Source organism: Marinicauda sp. Alg238-R41, from assembly GCF_947331485.1.
GTDB lineage: Bacteria > Pseudomonadota > Alphaproteobacteria > Caulobacterales > Maricaulaceae > Marinicauda > Marinicauda pacifica.
In genome coordinates this window covers 99,108-118,729 of the sequence record NZ_CAMZOJ010000001.1, presented here as the reverse complement: position 1 = coordinate 118,729, position 19,622 = coordinate 99,108, and the positions used below count along the sequence as shown (strand labels likewise).

General features: G+C 65.6%; 20 protein-coding genes. 17 read left to right on the top strand and 3 right to left on the bottom strand.

Going from position 1 to position 19,622, the window contains the following annotated elements:
- Nucleotides 1-49 precede the first annotated feature (49 nt).
- The 9 genes from PGP17_RS00590 to PGP17_RS00550 all read left to right on the top strand — a co-directional run bounded on the left by PGP17_RS00590 (nucleotide 50) and on the right by PGP17_RS00550 (nucleotide 10,570).
- The gene (locus PGP17_RS00590; RefSeq protein ID WP_270373718.1) at nucleotides 50-3,034 is read left to right on the top strand and encodes a M16 family metallopeptidase; all 2,985 of its coding nucleotides are present in this window, start codon (nucleotides 50-52) and stop codon (nucleotides 3,032-3,034) included.
- Between the two features lie 110 nt (nucleotides 3,035-3,144).
- Nucleotides 3,145-3,846 carry an FKBP-type peptidyl-prolyl cis-trans isomerase gene (locus PGP17_RS00585; protein WP_270373717.1) on the top strand — a complete coding sequence of 234 codons (702 nt, stop codon included), beginning with the start codon at nucleotides 3,145-3,147 and terminating at the stop codon, nucleotides 3,844-3,846.
- Nucleotides 3,843-4,997, top strand: a complete 1,155-nt coding sequence (argE, locus tag PGP17_RS00580; protein ID WP_135944774.1) for an acetylornithine deacetylase — start codon at nucleotides 3,843-3,845, stop codon at nucleotides 4,995-4,997. The genes PGP17_RS00585 and argE overlap by 4 nt, the downstream gene beginning before the upstream one ends.
- A 141-nt stretch (nucleotides 4,998-5,138) precedes the next feature.
- Entirely contained in the window at nucleotides 5,139-6,149 is a 1,011-nt protein-coding gene (gene gap, locus PGP17_RS00575) for a type I glyceraldehyde-3-phosphate dehydrogenase (protein WP_270373716.1), read from the top strand.
- A gap of 37 nt (nucleotides 6,150-6,186) precedes the next feature.
- A complete protein-coding gene (locus PGP17_RS00570) occupies nucleotides 6,187-7,377 on the top strand; it encodes a phosphoglycerate kinase (protein ID WP_270373715.1) in 1,191 nt (396 codons plus the stop codon).
- A gap of 65 nt (nucleotides 7,378-7,442) precedes the next feature.
- Nucleotides 7,443-8,474, top strand: a complete 1,032-nt coding sequence (locus PGP17_RS00565) for a class I fructose-bisphosphate aldolase (protein ID WP_270373714.1) — start codon at nucleotides 7,443-7,445, stop codon at nucleotides 8,472-8,474.
- A 494-nt stretch (nucleotides 8,475-8,968) separates the two neighbouring features.
- On the top strand, nucleotides 8,969-9,652 hold the full coding sequence (locus PGP17_RS00560) for a TetR/AcrR family transcriptional regulator (protein WP_270373713.1): 684 nt from the start codon (nucleotides 8,969-8,971) through the stop codon (nucleotides 9,650-9,652).
- On the top strand, nucleotides 9,649-10,149 hold the full coding sequence (locus PGP17_RS00555; RefSeq protein ID WP_270373712.1) for an SRPBCC family protein: 501 nt from the start codon (nucleotides 9,649-9,651) through the stop codon (nucleotides 10,147-10,149). Before PGP17_RS00560 ends, PGP17_RS00555 begins: the two co-directional genes overlap by 4 nt.
- Nucleotides 10,150-10,213: 64 nt before the next feature.
- Nucleotides 10,214-10,570, top strand: coding sequence for a DUF1428 domain-containing protein (locus tag PGP17_RS00550; protein ID WP_270373711.1), 357 nt, complete (start codon nucleotides 10,214-10,216; stop codon nucleotides 10,568-10,570).
- Nucleotides 10,571-10,931: 361 nt separating this feature from the next.
- Here the strand turns inward: PGP17_RS00550 and PGP17_RS00545 are convergent, their stop codons facing one another.
- Both PGP17_RS00545 and PGP17_RS00540 read right to left on the bottom strand, forming a co-directional pair.
- A complete protein-coding gene (locus PGP17_RS00545) occupies nucleotides 10,932-12,632 on the bottom strand; it encodes a SulP family inorganic anion transporter (protein WP_270373710.1) in 1,701 nt (566 codons plus the stop codon).
- 77 nt (nucleotides 12,633-12,709) lie between these two features.
- Nucleotides 12,710-12,970 (bottom strand): helix-turn-helix domain-containing protein, encoded by a 261-nt coding sequence (locus tag PGP17_RS00540; RefSeq protein WP_135944764.1) that lies wholly within the window; start codon nucleotides 12,968-12,970, stop codon nucleotides 12,710-12,712.
- A 110-nt stretch (nucleotides 12,971-13,080) separates the two neighbouring features.
- Here PGP17_RS00540 and PGP17_RS00535 point away from each other — a divergent pair, with 110 nt between their 5' ends.
- The 7 genes from PGP17_RS00535 (at nucleotide 13,081) to PGP17_RS00505 (ending at nucleotide 17,736) form a co-directional block, all read left to right on the top strand.
- Nucleotides 13,081-13,461: a DUF983 domain-containing protein gene (locus PGP17_RS00535; protein WP_270373709.1), complete on the top strand. Its 381-nt coding sequence runs from the start codon at nucleotides 13,081-13,083 to the stop codon at nucleotides 13,459-13,461.
- 169 nt (nucleotides 13,462-13,630) lie between these two features.
- Nucleotides 13,631-14,146 carry a hypothetical protein gene (locus tag PGP17_RS00530; RefSeq protein WP_270373708.1) on the top strand — a complete coding sequence of 172 codons (516 nt, stop codon included), beginning with the start codon at nucleotides 13,631-13,633 and terminating at the stop codon, nucleotides 14,144-14,146.
- 172 nt (nucleotides 14,147-14,318) lie between these two features.
- Entirely contained in the window at nucleotides 14,319-14,483 is a 165-nt protein-coding gene (locus tag PGP17_RS00525; RefSeq protein WP_270373707.1) for a hypothetical protein, read from the top strand.
- A gap of 49 nt (nucleotides 14,484-14,532) precedes the next feature.
- Nucleotides 14,533-15,153, top strand: coding sequence for a thiamine phosphate synthase (gene thiE / locus PGP17_RS00520; RefSeq protein WP_270373706.1), 621 nt, complete (start codon nucleotides 14,533-14,535; stop codon nucleotides 15,151-15,153).
- A 119-nt stretch (nucleotides 15,154-15,272) separates the two neighbouring features.
- On the top strand, nucleotides 15,273-16,226 hold the full coding sequence (locus PGP17_RS00515; protein ID WP_270373705.1) for a tetratricopeptide repeat protein: 954 nt from the start codon (nucleotides 15,273-15,275) through the stop codon (nucleotides 16,224-16,226).
- A gap of 144 nt (nucleotides 16,227-16,370) precedes the next feature.
- Nucleotides 16,371-16,937 carry an elongation factor P gene (gene efp / locus PGP17_RS00510; protein WP_135944756.1) on the top strand — a complete coding sequence of 189 codons (567 nt, stop codon included), beginning with the start codon at nucleotides 16,371-16,373 and terminating at the stop codon, nucleotides 16,935-16,937.
- A 4-nt stretch (nucleotides 16,938-16,941) separates the two neighbouring features.
- A complete protein-coding gene (locus PGP17_RS00505; protein WP_371872227.1) occupies nucleotides 16,942-17,736 on the top strand; it encodes an inositol monophosphatase family protein in 795 nt (264 codons plus the stop codon).
- Between the two features lie 83 nt (nucleotides 17,737-17,819).
- On the opposite strand, the gene PGP17_RS00500 is transcribed toward PGP17_RS00505, so the two are convergent.
- On the bottom strand, nucleotides 17,820-18,272 hold the full coding sequence (locus PGP17_RS00500; protein ID WP_270373704.1) for a pseudoazurin: 453 nt from the start codon (nucleotides 18,270-18,272) through the stop codon (nucleotides 17,820-17,822).
- A 317-nt stretch (nucleotides 18,273-18,589) separates the two neighbouring features.
- Here PGP17_RS00500 and PGP17_RS00495 point away from each other — a divergent pair, with 317 nt between their 5' ends.
- Nucleotides 18,590-19,612 (top strand): hypothetical protein, encoded by a 1,023-nt coding sequence (locus tag PGP17_RS00495; protein WP_135944750.1) that lies wholly within the window; start codon nucleotides 18,590-18,592, stop codon nucleotides 19,610-19,612.
- Nucleotides 19,613-19,622: the final 10 nt, after the last annotated feature.

The window sequence follows — 19,622 nt, the reverse complement described above, 5'->3', positions numbered from 1 at the left end:
TACCTTCGCACCGCAACACGGTTCTATCAGGAAAGGCCCGCCTCCCATCATGACGTCGGCGTCCAGGTTCTCGCTCTTCCTCGTTCTCGCTTTCGGGCTCCTCTTGCAGGCCTGCGGTCCCGACCAATCGGACACGCCGGATGCGCAGACCGAGACCCGATCGCCCGAGGCCGAGCAGGACGAGGCGCTGCGGGCGGCCTTCGAAGCCGCGGACTGGCCGCATGAGGCAAGCGACCTGCCGGCCGACGACGACGTCCGGTACGGCGTGCTCGACAACGGCATGCGTTACGCCATTCTGGTCAACGATACGCCGACCGACGCAGCGGCGCTGCGCCTGATCTTCGATGCCGGGTCGCTGGCCGAAGCCGATCACCAGCGCGGTCTGGCTCACTTCATCGAACATATGGCCTTCAACGGCACGACGAATGTGCCTGAAGGCGAGATGGTCCCGCTGCTCGAGCGGTACGGGCTGGCCTTCGGGCCGGATACCAATGCCTTCACCGGGCGGGACGTGGTCGGCTATCAGCTCGCGCTCCCCAGCACGGACGACCAGATCGTCGAGACCGGGCTGTTCCTGTTGCGCGAGACGGCATCGGAGATGACGTTCGATCCCGAAGCGATCGATCGCGAGCGCGGCATCGTGTTGAGCGAGGAGCGCTTTCGCAACACGCCGGTGCGGCGCTTCTTCAATGCCTACTACGAATTTCTCTATCCCGAGACGCTGATTGCCGAGCGCGACGCGATCGGCACGACCGATGTGATCGAGAACGCGCAGGCCGAGGCGTTCGCCGACTATTACGACAACTACTACACGCCGGAGCGCGCCCTCCTGGTCGTCGCGGGGGATGTCGACCCGGATGCGATCGAGGCGAAGATTCGCGATGGGTTCGACTATTCGGTACCAGGTCTGGACGTCGACCATGTCGCGAGTTTTGCCAGCTGGGAGCAGCCCGACGACGCTCGCGGAGATCCCGACATCGGGATCGTGCCTCCCGTCACCGACGCCTCATTCGGCTATTTCTACGACCCGGAAGTGTTCACCTTGATCAGTGTGGACGTGATCGAGCCGGGGGCGGGCGATGTCGACACCATCGCCAACAGGCAGCGGGCGCTGCGCGTCCGGCTGGGCAACGCGATTGTCCAGCGCCGGCTCCAGAGCCTCATCAATTCGGGCAACTCCCCGCTGGTCCAGGCCAATCTGTCCTATACGAGCGATTTCGACCTGGCGCGGCGGGCCAATCTTCTCGCGGTCTCCTCACCCGAGAACTGGGCGGAGGGCCTGGGCGTCGTCGAACAGGAACTGCGCCGGGCGCTGGAGCACGGCTTCACGCAGGCCGAGCTCAACGAGCAGATGGCCAATCTGCACACGGCCTTGCGGGATTCCGCCGAGCAGGCTGGCACGCGTGACAGCGCCAGCCTGGCTGATTCTTTCTGGCAGGCTTGGCAGTCGGGCGACGTTTTCACGACCCCGGCCTATGATCTGCAATGGTTCGAGACCTATCGCGGCGATATCACGGTCGAGGCGGTCGAGGCGGCATTCCGCGAGGTCTGGACCCAATCGCCGCCACAAGTCTACGTCGCTGCCAACCAGGAGGTCGATGCCCCTGAAGAGACCGTGCGTCAGGCGTGGCAGGCGAGTGCCGGCACCGAAGTCGAACCGCCGGCCGAGACAGGCGACATGGCGTTCGCCTATACCGAATTCGGCGAGCCAGGCGAGGTTGTGTCGCGCGACCGGATCGAGGATCTGGGCGTCGACCAGCTGGTCTTTGATAACGGCGTCCGGCTGAACGTGAAGACGACCGATTTTGAAGACAATGCGATCCGCGTTCGAGTCGAGTTCGGCGCCGGGGATCTGACACCGCAGCCTGTCCCGGCGGCGGGAACCATTCTAGGGGCGGTGTTCGGCGGGGCCGGGCTGGAAGCCCACAGCCGCGACGAGCTCCAGCGCATCCTGGCGGGGCGCTCGGTCGGCTACGGGCTGAATGTTTCCGAGGACAGCTTCGTGTTTTCCGAGACAACCACGCCAACCGATTTTGAACTGCAGATGCAGGTGATGACCGCCTTCATGACCGCGCCCGGCTGGCGTGCCGACGGGCTGAACCAGTTCCGCGCCATCGCCGAGGAAATCCGGCGTGGCATGAATGCCCAGGCGGTCCAGGTGGCCACCAACCGCGTCGCGCGCATGCTGCGCAGCGGCGATCCGCGCTGGGGCTTCCCGACGGAAAGCGAGATTGCCGGCTTTTCGATGGAGGCGGGTCGCGAATTCCTCTTGCCGGCGCTTGAAAGCGCCCCGGTCGAGATCACCGTGGTTGGTGACATCACGACCGAAGAAGTCGTTTCCGTGATCGCACGGACCTTCGGGGCGCTCCCCGAACGCGAGAGCGATTGGCCCGCCTATGACGAGAATCGCGATGTCGAGTTCCCGGCAGCCACTGAAACGCCTGAAGTTGTCCGCTTCAACGGACAGGACTACCAGGCCATGGCCAACGTGTACTGGCCGACCGATGACGGGATGGACATTCGACGCGCCCGGGTGCTGACCTTGATGCGCGCAGTCTACGACCTGAAGGCGACGGATCGCTTCCGCGAGCAGGAAGGGGCGACGTATTCGGCCATCGTGTCGAGCACACAATCGGATGTGTTCGAAGACTACGGCTATCTGTGGGTCGGTCTCGACGTGGAATCGCGCGAGATTGACCGCATGTACGAGATCGCCGATGAGCTGGCTGCCGAACTGGCCGCGGGCGATATCAGCGAAGACGAGATGCTGCGGGCGCGCCAGCCCATCCTGGAAAGCATCGAAGAGGCGCGGGAAACCAATCCTTGGTGGCTGCGTGTGCTGTCTCGGGCCCAGCGCGAGCCCGACCGTCTCGACGAGATTCGCTCCATGATGGAAGACTACCGCACGATCGGCGCCGACGAGATCGCCGAGGCGGCAGCCCGGTATCTGCAGCCGGACCGCGCCTTCCGCGTGACCATCCTGCCCCGCTCCGGCGAGAGCGCAGGCGACCGCCCCGAAGGTGCAGGCCGGTAGCGCGCCGGCAGGCGGGCTCGACTGGCTGAAACGGCCTGCTAGAGTGCGCCGCAACACCCGGCCGGGTCAGAGCCCGGCCAATACCCATTGTTTGTCATAAGGATTGGCCCGTGACCCGTTTTCTTCTTGCTTCGTCATTCCTCGTCCTGGCCGCCTGCGGCGGCGGCGCGTCCGATGAGGGCCAGAGCGACGCGGAAGCGCGCGCCGGGGCTCCCGCCGCCGATACAGAAACCCGCGAGGTGCTGGCCGAGGCCCGCGCCTGCGAGGGTGGCGAGCCGGGCGAGTTCGAATTCTCGGTCGAGGGGCTGACGGCGCTGGGCGATCCGCTCGTCTTCAACAGCACCATGTCGCAGGCCTTCATGGAGGCGGCGCGCGCGCAGACCTGTGTCGTGACACTTCAGTCGGGCCTGTCCCTGCGCATCGACCGGGCGGTCGGCGATGATTCCGCTCCGAGCCCGGCCAGCGGGGACCGGGTGACGGTCCACTATGAAGGCCAGTTGATGGACGGCCAGGTCTTCGACAGCTCCTATGCGCGCAACGAACCGGCGACCTTCCCGTCCGACCGCCTGATCCAGGGCTGGGTCGAGGCTCTGCCGCTGATGCGCGTGGGCGAAGCCTGGACACTCTTCATCCCCGCCGAGCTCGCCTATGGCGAACGGGGCACGCCCGGTGGACCGATCGGCCCGAACCAGGCCCTGATGTTCCGCCTCGAACTACTGGACCTGCCGGTGGAAGAGGCCCAGCCCGAGACGCCCGAAGATGCCGCCGACGAGGCCGAGGGAGATGCCGGGGCGGGCGACGGTAACGAATGAGCCCGAGCGACGCGCGCGCCATACTCGAGACGCTTGTCGGTTTCGACACGACGTCCCGTAATTCCAACCTTGTCCTGATCGACTGGGTGGAAGCGTATCTGAGCGGGCTCGGCGCGCGCATCGAACGCACCGCTAGCGCCGACGGCAGCAAGGCGAACCTCCACGCCATCCTCGGGCCGGATGTGGACGGCGGTGTGGTCCTGTCCGGCCACACTGACGTCGTGCCCGTCGATGGGCAGGACTGGACCAGCGATCCGTTCGCGGTCGACGAGCGCGACGGGCGGCTCTACGGGCGCGGCACGTGCGACATGAAGGGCTTTATCGCCTGCGCGCTCGCGGCCGCGCCGGAACTGGCCAAGGCCGATCTGAAGCGACCGGTTCATTTCGCCTTTTCCTACGACGAGGAAGTCGGCTGCCTCGGCGCTCCGGCGATGATCGAGAAGATGGTCGCCGGACAACCGCGCCCGGCTCTCGTGATCGTGGGCGAGCCCACCGACATGCGGGTGGTGACGGGCCATAAGGGCCTGTTCTCCATGCGGGTCGAAGTCCATGGCAAGGAAGCTCATTCCAGCCTGGTCAATGACGGCGCGTGCGCGGTCACCCATGCGGTCGAGCTGATGCATTTCCTGACCCAGGAAGCTGAAACGATGAAGCAGGCTGCGCCTGCCGACAGCCCGTTCAACCCGCCTTACGGCACGCTGACCATCGGCCAGATGGGGGGCGGCACGGCGGTGAACATCCTGGCCCGGCACGCCTGGTTCGCCTGGCTGATGCGGCCTGCGCCCTGGGATGACGGACCGGCGCTCGGCGAACGCCTGCGCCAGAAGGCTGCCGAGGTCGAAGCCCGCATGAAGAAGGCCGCACCGGATTCGCGTATCGTGGTCAGCCCGAGATCGAACGTGCCGCCGCTGCGCCCCGAAGAAAACGGACCGGCTGAAGAGCTCGCGCGCGCCCTGACCGGCGACAATTCTCCGCGAACGGTCGCCTACGGGACCGAGGCGGGCCAGTTCCAGGATGCCGGCCTGTCGGTCGTGGTATGCGGACCCGGGTCGATCGAGCAGGCCCACCAGGGCGACGAATTCATCGAACTCTCCCAGATCGACGCCTGCATGGAGTTCATGCAGAGACTCAAGACCCGTCTGGAAGCTTAGCCTGGTACGGCGTGGCGGGCTGAGGGTGGCGCGGGCTATGGACCTCGCAACCGGAAGCGGCTAAACCGCCGCGCAACTGGGAAATGCCGTGCGCGCGGGTCATCGTCCCGTTGCGTTTCACACCATCAAAGGAGCGGGTTCATGGCCCTTCGTGTTGCGATCAACGGGTTTGGCCGGATCGGTCGTCTGGCGCTGCGCGCGGTGCTCGAGCACAAGCGCTGGGAAGAAGTCGAAGTCGTGGCGATCAACGATTCCGCAACGTCGGAAACCAACGCCCACCTGCTCAAATACGACAGCGTGCATGGCCGCTATCCCGGCGAGATCGAGACCGGGCCGGACTGGTTCGATGCCGGTTTCGGCCGGATTCAGAAGGTCTCCAACCGCGATCCTTCCCAGCTGCCCTGGAAGGATCTGGGGATCGACATCGTTCTGGAATGCACCGGCAAGTTCAATTCCAAGGACGCCGCGATGGCCCATATCGCCAGCGGTGCAAAGCGCGTGCTGTGCTCGGCCCCGGCCAAGAATGCCGACAAGACCATCGTCTTCGGTGTGAACCACGAATCCCTGACGGCCGACGATGTCATCGTGTCCAATGCCTCGTGTACGACCAACGGTCTGGCGCCGGTCGCGAAGGTGCTCAACGACGCGATCGGCATCGAGCGCGGCCACATGACCACGATCCACGCCTATACCGGCGACCAGCCCACGCTGGACCGCAACCACAAGGATCTGCACCGCGCCCGTGCCGCGGCGATGTCGATAATCCCGACCACCACCGGTGCGGCCAAGGCCGTCGGCGAAGTCCTGCCCGAGCTGAAGGGCAAGCTGGACGGCGCTTCGGTCCGCGTCCCGACCCCGAACGTCTCGCTGATCGACCTGGTCTTCACCCCGTCGCGCGAGACCACGGCGGAGGAAATCAACGCCGCGATCAAGGCGGCGGCTGAAGGCGCCATGAAGGGAGTGCTCGGCTTTGACGAGATCCCGCTGGTCTCGATCGACTATAATCACGATGCGCGTTCCTCGATCGTGGCCATCGACAAGACGAATGTTGTCGATGGCAGGCTGGCGCGCGTCATGACGTGGTATGACAATGAATGGGGCTTCGCCTGCCGGATGATCGACACTACGGTCGCCATGGGGCGCACGCTCTAGACCCGTCCGACCCTGCTGCCTGACAAAGGGACCTGCCATGTTGCGCCGAATCGAAGACGCCGAGGTTGACGGGAAGCGTGTGCTGGTGCGCGTCGATTTCAACGTGCCCATGCGCGAAGGCCAGGTCACCGACGATACCCGGCTGAAGGCGGCGCTGCCCACGATCGCGTGGCTGCGGTCGCATGGCGCAAAAGTCATCCTGGCCGCCCATTTCGGCCGGCCCAAGGGTGCGCGCGAGCCGGAAATGAGCTTGCGTCCGGTCCTGGCCCCGCTCAGCGAGCTGCTCGCGACCAAGGTCTTGTTTGCCGAAGACTGTGTCGGCGAAAGCGCGGAGCGGGCCGCCAAAGCACTTCAGACCGGCGACGTCCTGCTTCTGGAGAATACCCGCTTTCACGCGGGCGAAGAGGCCAACGATCCCGAGTTTGCGGCCAGACTGGCGGGCCTGGCCGATCTCTACGTGAACGACGCCTTCTCCGCGGCCCATCGCGCGCACGCCTCCACCGAGGGCGTGGCTCATCACCTTCCTGCCTATGCGGGCAAGGCGATGGAGCGCGAAATCGACCATCTGACCGCGGCCCTGGAAGCGCCGACGCGCCCGCTGCTCGCGGTCGTGGGCGGCGCTAAAGTCTCCACCAAGCTGGATTTGCTGAAGAATCTGGTCTCGAAAGTTGACCGGCTCTTTGTCGGCGGGGCGATGGCCAACACCTTCCTGGCGGCCAAGGGCCATGATGTCGGCGCATCGCTGCACGAGGCCGATCTGTTGACGACGGCGCGCGAGATTCTGGACATTGCGGGCCAGTCCGATTGCGACATCCTGCTGCCGGTGGACGGGGTTGTGACCAAGGAATTCAAGGCGCACGCCGAACGGCGCGTGGCCCAGGTCGACGATATCAAGTCTGACGAGATGATGCTCGATTGCGGTCCCGACACGGTCGACCGGCTGGCCGACGCCATCGCGGCCGCCCGCACTTTGGTCTGGAACGGGCCGCTGGGCGCGTTCGAAACGCCGCCCTTCGATACGGCCACGGTCGAAGCGGCGAACTTCGCGGCCGGGCGCGCGCGCAACCACAATCTGGTGGCCGTCGCCGGCGGCGGCGATACGGTCGCGGCGCTCAATCACGCTGGCGTGGCCGAAGACTTCACCTTCGTGTCGACGGCCGGCGGGGCCTTTCTGGAATGGCTGGAAGGCAAGACACTGCCTGGCGTGGCGGTCCTGAAAGAAGACTGAACGTGCCTGACGATCGACGCGACCGGCCTTTTATGCTTGAGATTTTGACCTTGTTGGGGGACTGAATGGATATCGACCAGCTCTACGAAACCGCGCTTCGCATGATGGCCCCGGGCAAGGGCATTCTGGCCGCCGACGAAAGCACCGGCACGATCGGCAAACGCTTCAAATCGATCAATATCGAGAACACCGAAGACAATCGCCGCGACTGGCGCGAGATGCTGTTCCGCACCGAGCCGGCCATGAGCGACCATGTCTCCGGCGTCATCCTGTATGACGAAACGATCCGCCAGCTGGGCAAGGACGGGACGGCGCTGGTCAAGCTGATCGAGGACGCCGGCGCGGTGCCGGGCATCAAGGTGGATGCCGGTGCCAAGGACCTGGCCGGCTCGCCGGGCGAGATGATCACCGAGGGCCTCGACGGGCTGCGTGGCCGTCTGGCCGAATATTACAAGCTCGGTGCGCGGTTCGCCAAATGGCGGGCGGTGATCAATATCGGCGGCGAGGACGACGACCTCATCCCGAGCCCGTATTGCATAAACACCAATGTCCATGCGCTCGCACGCTATGCGGCGCTGTGCCAGGAAGCCAATATCGTGCCGATCGTGGAGCCCGAAGTCATCATGGATGGAAGCCACGATATCGAGCGCTGCTACGAGGTGACCGAGTTCACCCTGAAGCGCCTCTACGAAGAGCTGTTCGAGCAGGGCATCATGCTGGAAGGCACCATTCTGAAGCCGAACATGGTGATCTCCGGCAGCACCTGTCCGGAACAGGCGAGCCGCGATGAAGTCGCTGAAATGACTATACAATGTCTGAAGAATGCGGTCCCAGCCGCGGTGCCGGGCATCGCCTTCCTGTCGGGCGGGCAAAGCGACGAGGACGCGACCGCGCACCTCAACGCGATGACCTCCGGCTTCGACCTGCCCTGGCCGATGACCTTCTCCTACGGGCGCGCGCTGCAGGGAGCGCCGCTCAAGGCCTGGGGCGGCAATGACGTCGAGGCCGGCCAGAAAGCCTTCAATCACCGCGCCCGGATGAATGGTCTCGCCGCGCTCGGCGAGTGGTCGCCCGAGCTGGAGAAGACGGGCGCATAGCCTGCGCCTACCCTGACACAGCCTCCATGCAGGCAGGGCGTTTGAACGCCGCTATGTTGCGATTACCGCCCTGCGCTGCGACACGACCCGGCCACTAAACGACATGAGCCGGCGATCCCGAGAGGGGTCGCCGGCTTCTTCGTGCCCGAAGCGGGGATAAGGCCGCCCTGAGGGGCTCGCTCGAAGCGGGGATAAGTCGGGCGCCGGAGAGGGCCAGGCGGCGGGGATAATGCGGCGGGGATAATTTTCGGGCCGCCGGTCGAATTTCGGTTGCAAACATACCGACCAGTCGGTATGTTCGAGTATCAAGCCGCGCGAGCGTCGCGGGCCGCCCGGGGTTGAGGCAGATCACACGCCCTGAAATCCCGGGCGAGCTGCGGGCGAGGCCCGGGACCTTCTGGAGACTGATTTTCCAGAGACCCCGGCTCTCGCTTCGGTCGGCCGGGATTTCAGACTGCCGGGGTTTTTCAGAGTATCGGGTTTTTCAGATCGTCATGAGCAAGAGTGCTTCACCCTCTCCGCTTTCGTCTGCCTCCGGTCAGGCACCCGGCTGCCCGTCCGTTCCGGCAAGCCGCCGGCCCAATGCCCGCGAGCGCCTGCTCGATGCGGCGCTGAAGCTGATCCGCGAGACCGGCTATGCGGCCACCACGGTCGACGCGCTGTGCGCCGAGGCGGGCGCGACCAAGGGCGCCTTCTTTCACCATTTTGCCAGCAAGGACGATCTGGCGGTCGCGGCGGCGGCGCACTGGGGCGAGACGACGGGGGCGCTGTTCGAGACCGCGCCCTATCACGACCCGGACGACGCGCTGGACCGCATCTTCGCCTATCTCGATTTCCGCGATGCGCTGCTGGCCGGCACGGTGCCGGAATTCACCTGCTTTGCCGGCACGATGATCCAGGAAGTCCATGAGAGCGCCCCGGCGATCCGCGATGCGGCCTATGCCTGCGTGACCGGCCACGCAAGCACGCTGGAAGCCGACTTCGCCGAAGCGCTCGCGCTCTATGGGGCGCCAGACGCACCGAGCGCGCAGAGCCTGGCTCTACATACGCAGGCCGTGCTGCAGGGTGGCTTCATCCTCGCCAAGGGCGCGGGCCATGCCGGCCCGGCGCGCGAGACCCTCGCTCATCTGCGCCGCTATCTCGAACAGGTTTTTAACCGGACAGGAGAACCGAAATGAATGACGCCATTAGCGAAACCGAGCTGGTGCTTGAGCGCCATCTCGACGCCCCACGCGCTGCCGTCTGGCGTTGCTGGATCGAGGCCGACCTGCTGGAGCAATGGTTCTGCCCCAAACCCTGGCGGGTGACGGACGCAAAGATCGACCCCAGGCCGGGCGGGCGCTTTGACACGGTGATGAACGGGCCGGACGGCGAGACGGTCCCCAATCGCGGTCAGTTCGTGGAGGTCGAGCCCGGCCATCGCCTGGTCTTCACCGACGCCTTCGTCGGCGACTGGCAGCCCGGCTCAGGCGCGCCCTTCATGGCCGCAAGCGTCACCTTCACCGACGCGCCCGGCGGCGGCACGCTGTATCGTGCCAGCGTGCGTCACTGGTCGGTCGAGGCGCGCGAGCGTCACGACGCGATGGGCTTTCACCAAGGCTGGGGCCTTGCCGCCGATCAACTCGAAACGCTCGCGCGCGAGATTGCCGGGCGCGCCGGGAAAGTGGCGTCGTGAGCTGCCGCCGCCTTGGAAGTGGCGGGCAGGACAGCGTGATCAACACACCAAGGAGGACAGGATCATGGCGTATGTAGACGGATTTATCGCGGCGGTGCCGACCGCCAACAAGGACGCCTATCGCAAGCATGCCGCAGAGGCCGAGCCGGTCTTTAAAAAATACGGCGCGCTTTCGGTCGTCGAATGCTGGGGTGACGATGTGCCCGAAGGCAAGACCAACTCCCTGCATACCGCCGTCATGCGAAAGCCGGACGAGAGCGTGGTCTTCTCCTGGGTGGTCTGGCCCTCCAAGTCGGTACGCGACGAGGCCTGGCAAAAGATGATGAACGACCCGGCGATGGCCGACATGAAGATGCCGTTCGATGGTCAGCGCATGATCTATGGCGGGTTCGAACCCATCCTCGGCGATCCGGCGGGGTAAGAGCGAGTTCGTCTTCGCGGTGAGTTTGCTGACGAGAGGCCCCGGCTCTCGCTTCGCTCGGCCGGGGTTTCAGCTTTTTCTATGTCCGCGCCCTGTCCTCTCTGGGTTCCGGGTCTCGCTTTGCTCGCCCGGAATGACGAAGGTTGAGATATTTCAAGCCCCTAAAAGCGTCATCCCGGACTTGATCCGGGATCCAGAGAGCGTGGGGCGGTGTCACCGGATGCCGGCTTCGTATCTGCCCCCAAGGCCCCGATATACGTCCCAGTCTCCCTCCCAGCGAAAGCTGGGACCCAGGGATCGCTGGGCGTTGGCGCCCCGTCCTCTCCTGGGTCCTGACTTTCGTCAGGAAAGAGGGGGCTGGTTATTCGATGGCGCGGCCTGCCGCTAGAGCGGCGTCGATGTTCGTTCTGTAATAGGCCCAGGGCCGCTTCAGTCCATGGGTGAGCAAGGTGCGCCGGATGTCGCGGGTTGTCCCCGTGAGCCAGAGCGTGACGCCGCGTTTGCGCGCCTTGCGAGCCAGGCCCTCGATCATGTTGGCCCCGGTCGAATCCAGGAAAGGCACCGCCGAGAAGTCGACGATCAGAACTTTGTGGCCGTCCTGGATGCGGTCGAGAACCGAGCCTATGGAGGCCGCTGCGCCGAAGAACAGCGCTCCGTTGATGCGGTAGATGACGGTATCCGGGTTTGCGGCCTGATCTTCGCGATAATCGCTGCGCTCATGGGCCGTGTCGGCCTCGTCGCGACCCACGAAGGCCGTGTTGGTGGCGATCTGTGTCGTGCGGCTCATGCGGTGGATGAAAAGAACCGAACCAAGGGCCACGCCGACGACAATAGCCTCGGTCAGATCGCGGAAGACGGTCAGGAAAAAGGTGGCGCCCAGCACCGTCGCCTCGCCCCAGCCGGAGCGCACGAGGATCGCAATGGCCGGCTTCTCGATCATGTTCCAGGCGACCACGGCCAGAACGCCGGCCAGCGCCGCCAGCGGAATGTAGGACGCCAGAGGCGCGGCAACGAGCATGAATGCAAGCAGGAACAGGGCATGGAGCATCCCCGCGACCGGGCCGTGCGCCCCGGCCCGCACGTTGGTCGCGGTGCGCGCGATCGTCCCCGTCACGCAGAAACCCCCGAACAGGGCCGATCCGATATTGGCCGCGCCCTGCGCGACCAGCTCGCAATTGGACCGGTGGCGCCGCCCGGTCATGCCGTCGGCGACGACCGCCGACAGCAGGGACTCGATCGAGCCGAGCAGGGTGAAGGAGATCGCGGCCGGCAGCACCGCCACGACCTTGTCCATCGACAGGTCCGGCAGGCTGGGCACCGGCAGCGAGGACGGGATGCCGCCGTACCTGGTGCCGATCGTCTCGACGGGCAGCCCCAGGAGGGCGGCGCCCGACGCAGCCAGTCCGATCGCGATCAGCATGCCCGGCCAGTACGGACGCCAGCGGCGCAAGCCAAGGATGATCGCAATTGTCGCGGCGGACAGGAGGACCGCAGCTGGCGTGACGCTCTCGCGGACCGCCCACAAGGCGGGAAGCTTCTCCAGAAGCTCGCCTGGCTCAGGCTCCAGCGCCAGCCCGAACAGCGCCCTGATCTGACTGGCGAAGATGATCACCGCAATGCCTGCCGTGAACCCGATGGTCACCGGAAAGGGAATGAACTTTATGAAGACGCCGAGCCGCAGGAAGCCGAGAGCGGCCAGCATCAGCCCCGACAGCAGCGTCGCGAGGATCAGCCCGTCCATTCCGTGGAGCGCCACGGTGCTGGCCACCAGAACGATGAAGGCGCCGGCCGGACCGCCGACCTGGAAGCGCGAGCCGCCGAGCATGGAGACGAGAAATCCGCCCACGATGGCGGTGTAGAGGCCCTGCGCCGGAGTGGCGCCTGACGCAATCGCGATGGCCATGGAGAGCGGCAACGCGATGATGGCGACCGTCAATCCGGCCATGGCGTCCGCGCGCAACTGGGCCAGGCCGTAACCTTCGCGCAGGACGGTGACGAGTTTCGGGGTGAAGAGCTCGGCGAAGCGAGGAGCGCCGCTCTGTCCTGGGGTCTGGTCTTTCATGTGTGGCCGCACCTTGGAAAGGTTGCGGCGGGATCGTCGGCATGTCGTCGGCGGTCGCCGTCGCGGGGGTTGAGGGATCAGGGTCCGGGTGGGGGTGTCTTCAGCCGTACGCCGCGTCCGCCTGCCGTGCTGGCAGCGCCGTCCGCGATGAGTTCGACACCGGCGAGTTCGAGCGCCGCCACGACCCTGGTCAGGCTGTCGACGACACCGCGCACATTGGCGTGGCTGGCTTCCATGCGCTGGATCGTCGGCACGGACAGTCCTGCAAGTTCGGCCAGAGTCTTCTGGTCGATGCCGAGGAGCGCACGCGCCGCGCGGACTTGAGGTCCAGTGATCATCTATGTATCCTAGGCATGATAATAGATGTTTAAAACATCAGTTCAGATATTTCAACTTGCTTCCGAGACGGGAAGCAAGGGTCATCAGCTCCATTCTGGAACCTCCCGTAATGACAAACCCGCTTTCCACTCCGCCGGCGCGTCCGACCGGCCGGGCTATCTGGCGCGGCGTGCGCCATCGTTGCCCGGCCTGTGGCAAAGGCCGCCTGTTCACCGGATACCTTAAACCGGTCGCGACCTGCGCAAGCTGTGGAGAGGACCTGTCGGCCATCCGGGCCGAGGACGGCCCATCCTGGTTGACGATCCTGCTGCTCGGCCCGGTCGTCGTGCCGGCCGCGCTGTTTCTGGCCTTCAGCGGCGTGCCGCAAATCGTGCTCATCGCGATGTCTGCTGCCGTCCTCATGGTCGGGGTCCTGCTCCTTCTGCCCCGGGTCAAGGGCGGCTTCATCGGAGCGATATGGGCCATGGGCATTCAGTCGAGCGGGCCTTGAACATGGCCGAAACTCCCATGCCGTTCGACGGTCAAGGCAGGATCCATGGCGGGTTCGACTTCATCCTCGGCGATCCGGCGGTGTAGGCGGGCTGGCGAGCGACTGGGCAACTCGCCTCGTTGGTGAATTCTTCTTGCTTATAGTTGTCTGTCCGCGATAACATTCGCAGATGCCAGATTGGGTTTCCGACTTCGCTGATGCGACAACAATCTTGGCTACTCTCCTCGGCGTGGGAGGGCTCATCATCGCTATTCACCAGCTTCGTCGTATCGCGACCGCGACGGTAGCGGCTGAGACCGCCGCTAAAGCCGTATTGGAGGCACTTACTGGCGTTGACGCGAGATCGGGCGTTGAAGGCTCGCTTCGTTCATTGAAATCGGCGCGGTCATTCGCGTTCGATCAGAAATACCATGCGTGCGGATCTGAACTGCGAGACGCCCGTCTTGCGCTGATGGAGGCCCGTGCCAACCTTGATCTCAGCGATGACGAGCAAAGAGCGTTTCAAGAGGCCGTCAGCCTGGTCACCTCTGCGATGGAAGCGATGAACACCGCAGCTATGTCAAAGGCGGGCCCATCTGCTAAGCTAATAACCATGATCGACCGCTGTGATCACGACACGGCAGAATGCCTCTCGATCGCGAAGAGAAAGGTTGCAGCAAATGCTCAGCGATCAGTCAAAGGTTGACGAGCTTGTCTCCACGCTCACAGCTCGAACCAGGGCTGGGTCCATTAGCTGGGTGCCGCAGCCTTTCTTTGGTGATGCAATATATTCGGCTAGCCTTCCGAGACGCTCCTACACGGTGAATGTCGAAGCAAAGCAGCTAGCCGTCCGGGATGCGAACGGAAGACAATCCCTCGTGGTTTATTCCCCAGCCGGTTCCAGCGCCGTATTGGGCGAGAGTGCCACGAATGTGTCGCGTTCCGCCCAACTGGATCAACTGGTCGATGCCGTGGTCTGGGCGACCGGGCACGATGATGAGTTTCTTGATGAGGCCCTGCAAGAGCTGAAGTCGGCGACCTAGCCGCCAGCAACCACTTCCCCCGCGGCTGATCCTGCGCTACTCCGCCCTCATGAAAGCCCAGCTCTATCTTCTGACCCCGCCGCGCATCGACGATGCCTTCCCCGCCCTGCTGGAGTCCGTGCTCGATGCCGGGCCGGTCGCGGCCCTGCAGATCCGGCTGAAGGATCACAGCGAGGCGGAGGTGCGGACCCTCCTGCCGCGCCTGATCGAGATCGCAAGGGCACGCGGTGTCGCCGCCATCGTGAACGATTCCCCGGACCTTGCCCGCGAGTTCGGCGCCGATGGCGTGCATGTCGGCCTGTCCGATACGCCCTACGCCGAGGCGCGCGCCACGATGGGCAAGGAGGCGATCGTCGGCGTGACGTGTCACAATAGCCGCGATTTGGCCATGAACGCGGGCGAAAAAGGGGCTGATTACGTCGCGTTCGGAGCCTTTTACCCGACGCAGACCAAGCAGCCCAAGGCCACCGCGCCGATAGAGATCCTCGAATGGTGGAGCGAGATATTCGAAATTCCCTGTGTCGCGATCGGCGGTATCACGCCGGACAATGCCCGGCCTCTGATCGAGGCGGGCGCGGACTATATCGCCGTGTCCTCCGGGGTCTGGGCCTATCCGGACGGACCGCAGGCCGGGGTCGAGGCCTTCTCGCAGCTCTTGGCCTCCTCCTAGCGCTGCCCTTCGGCGCGCTGGCCCAGGACGACCCGTCACTCCCGCCGAGCCTGGCCGACGAAATCAACCGCAATCGCGCCGGCGACGCCGTCGAGGGCCGCTCGACCTCCAATGCCGCCATGGCCCAGGCGTCGGGCGCCTATCTGGTCGGCGATTATGCCGGCGCACTGTTGCATGCCGAACGCGCGGCGGCCGCCGGCGAGGCGCGCGGCGCCACGCTCGCCGGTCATATCAAGCTGCACGGGCTGGACGGCGAGCCGGACGACCGGGCGGCGGTGCGCTGGTTCACCCGCGCCGCCGAACGCGGCGAACCCGATGCGCTGATCGCCCTGTCGCGCCTGGCCCAGGCCGAGCGCGGCGGCCTGTCGGCCTGGCAGGCGGGCGATTATCTCGACCGGGCGGCCCAGACCGGGGATGCGCGCGCGGCACTGGAATACGGCCTCTACCTGATGGAAAGCGGCGATCCGGCGCGCGCGGCGGACACGCTGGACTGGCTGCGCCTGTCGGCGGAGTCCGGCTATGCGCAGGCCTATTCGGAATATGCGATCGCGCTCGACCAATGGGTGCACGGCCCGCACGACCCGGCCCGGGCGCTCGACTGGTACGAGCGCGGCGGACTGGCCGGCGATCCCCACGCCGCGCTTCAGGCCGGCCTGCTCTACCTGTCCGGCGAAGCGGGCGCGCAAGACCAGGCGCACGGCGCCGAACTGGTCGAGATGGCCGCCGAAATGAATCTTCCCGCCGCGATGGGCCAGACGGCGCTGCTGTATTTCCAGGGCGAGGGCGTGCCGGCCGATCCGGCGCGCGCGGTGAGCTGGGCGCAGGCGGGGGCCCGGGCCGGCGATGCGGAAAGCCAGTTCCTGCTGGCCTATGCGCTGGCGACCGGCGAAGGCTCGGCGGTCAACCGGCGCGACGCCTATCTGTGGGTGTTGCGGGCCGGCCAGCCCGGCCAGGGCAGCCTGGCCGAAGACAGCGACCGGGCGCAGCTGGAAGCGGCGCTGGAACGCGTGCTCGATCCGGCCGTGGCCGCCCAGGTGCGCGAACAGGCGATCCTGACGGCGGCCGAGTTCTAGTTCGCCGCCCATCTGCCTTGCCCCGCCGGGGCGGTGCTGTTAAAGGGGCGCCGCACAGGCCCTCGCGCCCGCATCATGCGCGAGAGAGCTTCATGACAGGCCGGCACGCCTCCTTCCGCCCGCCATTCCAGGACGACATTTTCGATGAAGATCAACGGTAACGAAATCAGACCGGGCAATGTGATCCAGCACGATGGCGGCCTGTGGGTCGCGGTCAAGACCGATCACGTCAAGCCGGGCAAGGGCGGCGCCTTCGCCCAGGTCGAGCTGAAGAATTTGATCGACGGCCGCAAGCTGAACGAGCGTTTCCGGTCCGCCGACAAGGTGGAGCGCGTGCGCCTGGAGCAGAAGGATCACCAATTCCTGTTCTCCGACGGCGACATGCTGACCTTCATGGACACCGAGAGCTACGAGCAGATCGCCCTGCCGATGGAATTCGTCGGCACCGAGCGCGCCGCCTTCCTGTCGGACGGGATGATGGTGACGCTGGAATTTCACGAAGAGCGCCCCATCGGCTTTTCCCTGCCCCAGCACGTGGAGATGGAAGTCATCGACACCGAGCCGGTGGTGAAGGGCCAGACCGCGGCCAATTCCTACAAGCCGGCCATCCTGACCAACGATGTGCGCAGCCAGGTGCCGCCCTTCGTGGGCGTGGGCGAGCGCATCGTCGTCGCGACCGAAGACGGCAGCTACGTGCGACGGGCGGACTAGGGTCTTGGGACAGGTTTCTGCACTGATTCAGGTGATGACCGATGCGGCCCGCAAGGCGGGCCGCCGGCTGGCGCGCGACTTCAACGAGATCGAGAATCTGCAGGTCTCGAAGAAAGGCCCGGCCGATTTCGTCTCCAAGGCCGACTTCAAAGCCGAGGAAATCATCTTCGACGAGCTGTCGCGGGCCCGGCCCGGCTATGGCTTCCTGATGGAAGAACGCGGCGCGGTCGAAGGCAGCGACAAGACCCATCGCTGGATCGTCGACCCGCTGGACGGCACGCTGAACTTCCTGCACGCCCAGCCCCATTTCGCAGTCTCCATCGCGCTGGAGCGTGAAGGCGAACTGATCGCGGGCGTGATCTACAACCCGGCCTCCGACGAGCTGTTCCACGCCGAAAAAGGGCGCGGCGCCTACATGAATGACCGGCGCCTGCGCGTTTCCTCGCGCCGCCACCTGGAAGAATGCGTGATCGCGACCGGGACGCCCTATTTCGGCAAGAAGGGCCACGCGCAATTCCTGAAAGAACTGCACAAGATCATGCCGTTCGCGGCCGGCATACGGCGCTATGGCGCGGCATCGCTGGATCTGGCCTGGACGGCGGCGGGCCGGTTTGACGGGTTCTGGGAGCGCACGCTGCAGCCCTGGGACATTGCCGCGGGCATCGTCATGGTGCGCGAGGCGGGCGGCTATGCCGGATCGATCACCGGGACGGGCGACGTGATGGAAACCGGCGATATCGTCGCGGGCAACGAAGCCATGATGAACGAGCTGAGAAAGCGCCTCGCCGACGCGGCCTAGACTGCAATCGGCCAGTGACGGACAAAAAACGGCGCGCCTGCCAGGCGCGCCGTTTTGCGTTGTGCGGTTGTGATCGCGCCAGGCTACTCTGCGGCGGCCTGGGCCAGCAGGCCTTCGAGCGTGCGGCGGGCGAGCGGGGGATGGCGCACGCCCGAGGCTTCTTCAAGGTTGGCCGGTTCGCCCTCGCCGACCTTGATCAGCGCGACCATGCCCATGCCGTAATGGGGCAGGCATTTCACGCCGTAGACGCCTTCTTCGGTCAGCGTGACCGAGACGTCCTGATTCATCCGGCCGGTGAACAGCTCGGCGCCCTCCGGCAGCATGCCGGGAATGGACTGTGCGTTGTGGGTCGGCTGGGTGGACACGAAGGTCACGGTGTCGCCGGGCGCGACCTCGAGATAGTTGGGTACGAAGACCATCGAGCCGCCATCCGGCCCGCGCGTGTACATCTCGATCTGGTGGTCCTCGGCCATGGCCGAGCCGGCGAAGACGAGACCGGCCATCGTGGCGGCGGCCATTACGGAAAGCGATTTCATCGTGGATCTCCCTGGATCATCGCGAAGCGCGACATTTGCCGCGTCTGGATGAGACCCGATATACGCCGGCCTGTGCAGATTTCACTGCGGCAAACTGGCCGCGGCAAAATGACCAAGTCTTTGAAAATGCGATGTTTTGACGCAAGGGCAACGGGCGGGGCGGCGGGGCGCGGCGCGCCGGGCAACCGGCGGGCCAGGAAAGCAGAGCATGGCCGGCTTGTCGCCAAAGCGCCGCCTAAAAACAGTCAAAGAGCTTGCCTCTGATACCTGACCGCGCAATCCATGGTATCCGAACGGGTGATGAGGAGGTCCAGTTCATGGCCGCACGCGATTTGCCGCCGCCGCCCCCGCCGCGCAAGGTGAAGTTCACCGGGCCCGGTCAGTATATCCTGTGGATGGGCGTCTTCCTGGCTGCCGTGGCCGCCGTGGCGCTTCTCATCATCGAGCCGTTGCTGACGGCCTTCCAGGCCAATCCCGCGATCAATGGCGTGATCCTGGCGGTGCTGGTCATCGGCATTGTCTATACCTTTGCCCAGGCCATCGCGATCGGGCCGAGCGCGCGCTGGCTGGTCCGGCTGCGCGACAGCGACGACGCCACGCGGCTGCCTGCCCCGCCCGCGCTGATCGCGCCGATGGCCACGCTGGTGGCCGAAGCCTCCGACGGCCGGGCGCGCCTGTCGGCGGCCTCCACCCGCGTCGTGCTGGACAGTGTCGCGGCGCGCATGGCCGAGAGCGGCGCGTTCACGCGCTATTTCGGCCGGCTGCTGATCTTCCTCGGACTGCTGGGTACGTTTTACGGCCTTCTGCTGGTCGTCGGCGATGTCGGCGAGGCGGTGCGCGCGGTCTCGGCCACGGCAACGGGCGGCGAAGCGGATGCGGCAGCCCTGATGCGCGCGATCGAGGACCCGATTTCGGGCATGGGCACGGCCTTTGCCTCCTCGCTCTTCGGTCTCGCCGGTTCGCTGGTCATCGGCTTTCTCGAATTGCAGGCGAGCCGGGCGCAGAACCGTTTCTATAACGAGATCGAGGAATGGCTGTCCTCCATATCGCGCCTCAGCGCGGCGGCGCCGGCCGGGGCTGCGCCGAGCGAGGACGGGGAGATGAGCTCGGCCTATATCGGCGCGCTGCTCGAACAGACGACCGATGCGCTCGACCGGCTGGCCCATACGATGGAGCGCCAGAACCGGGCGCTGGAAACCACGATGGGGCGCATTGCCGAGGATGCGGCCGAAAGCCAGCGCGAGGCCGCACGCATGCTGCGCGACGAGATCAAGGTGCTGATCCGCGCGCTCGAAGCCCAGGCGAAGATGAGCCGCGGGCGCGGCGGCGACGACCACTAGAAGGGGGACG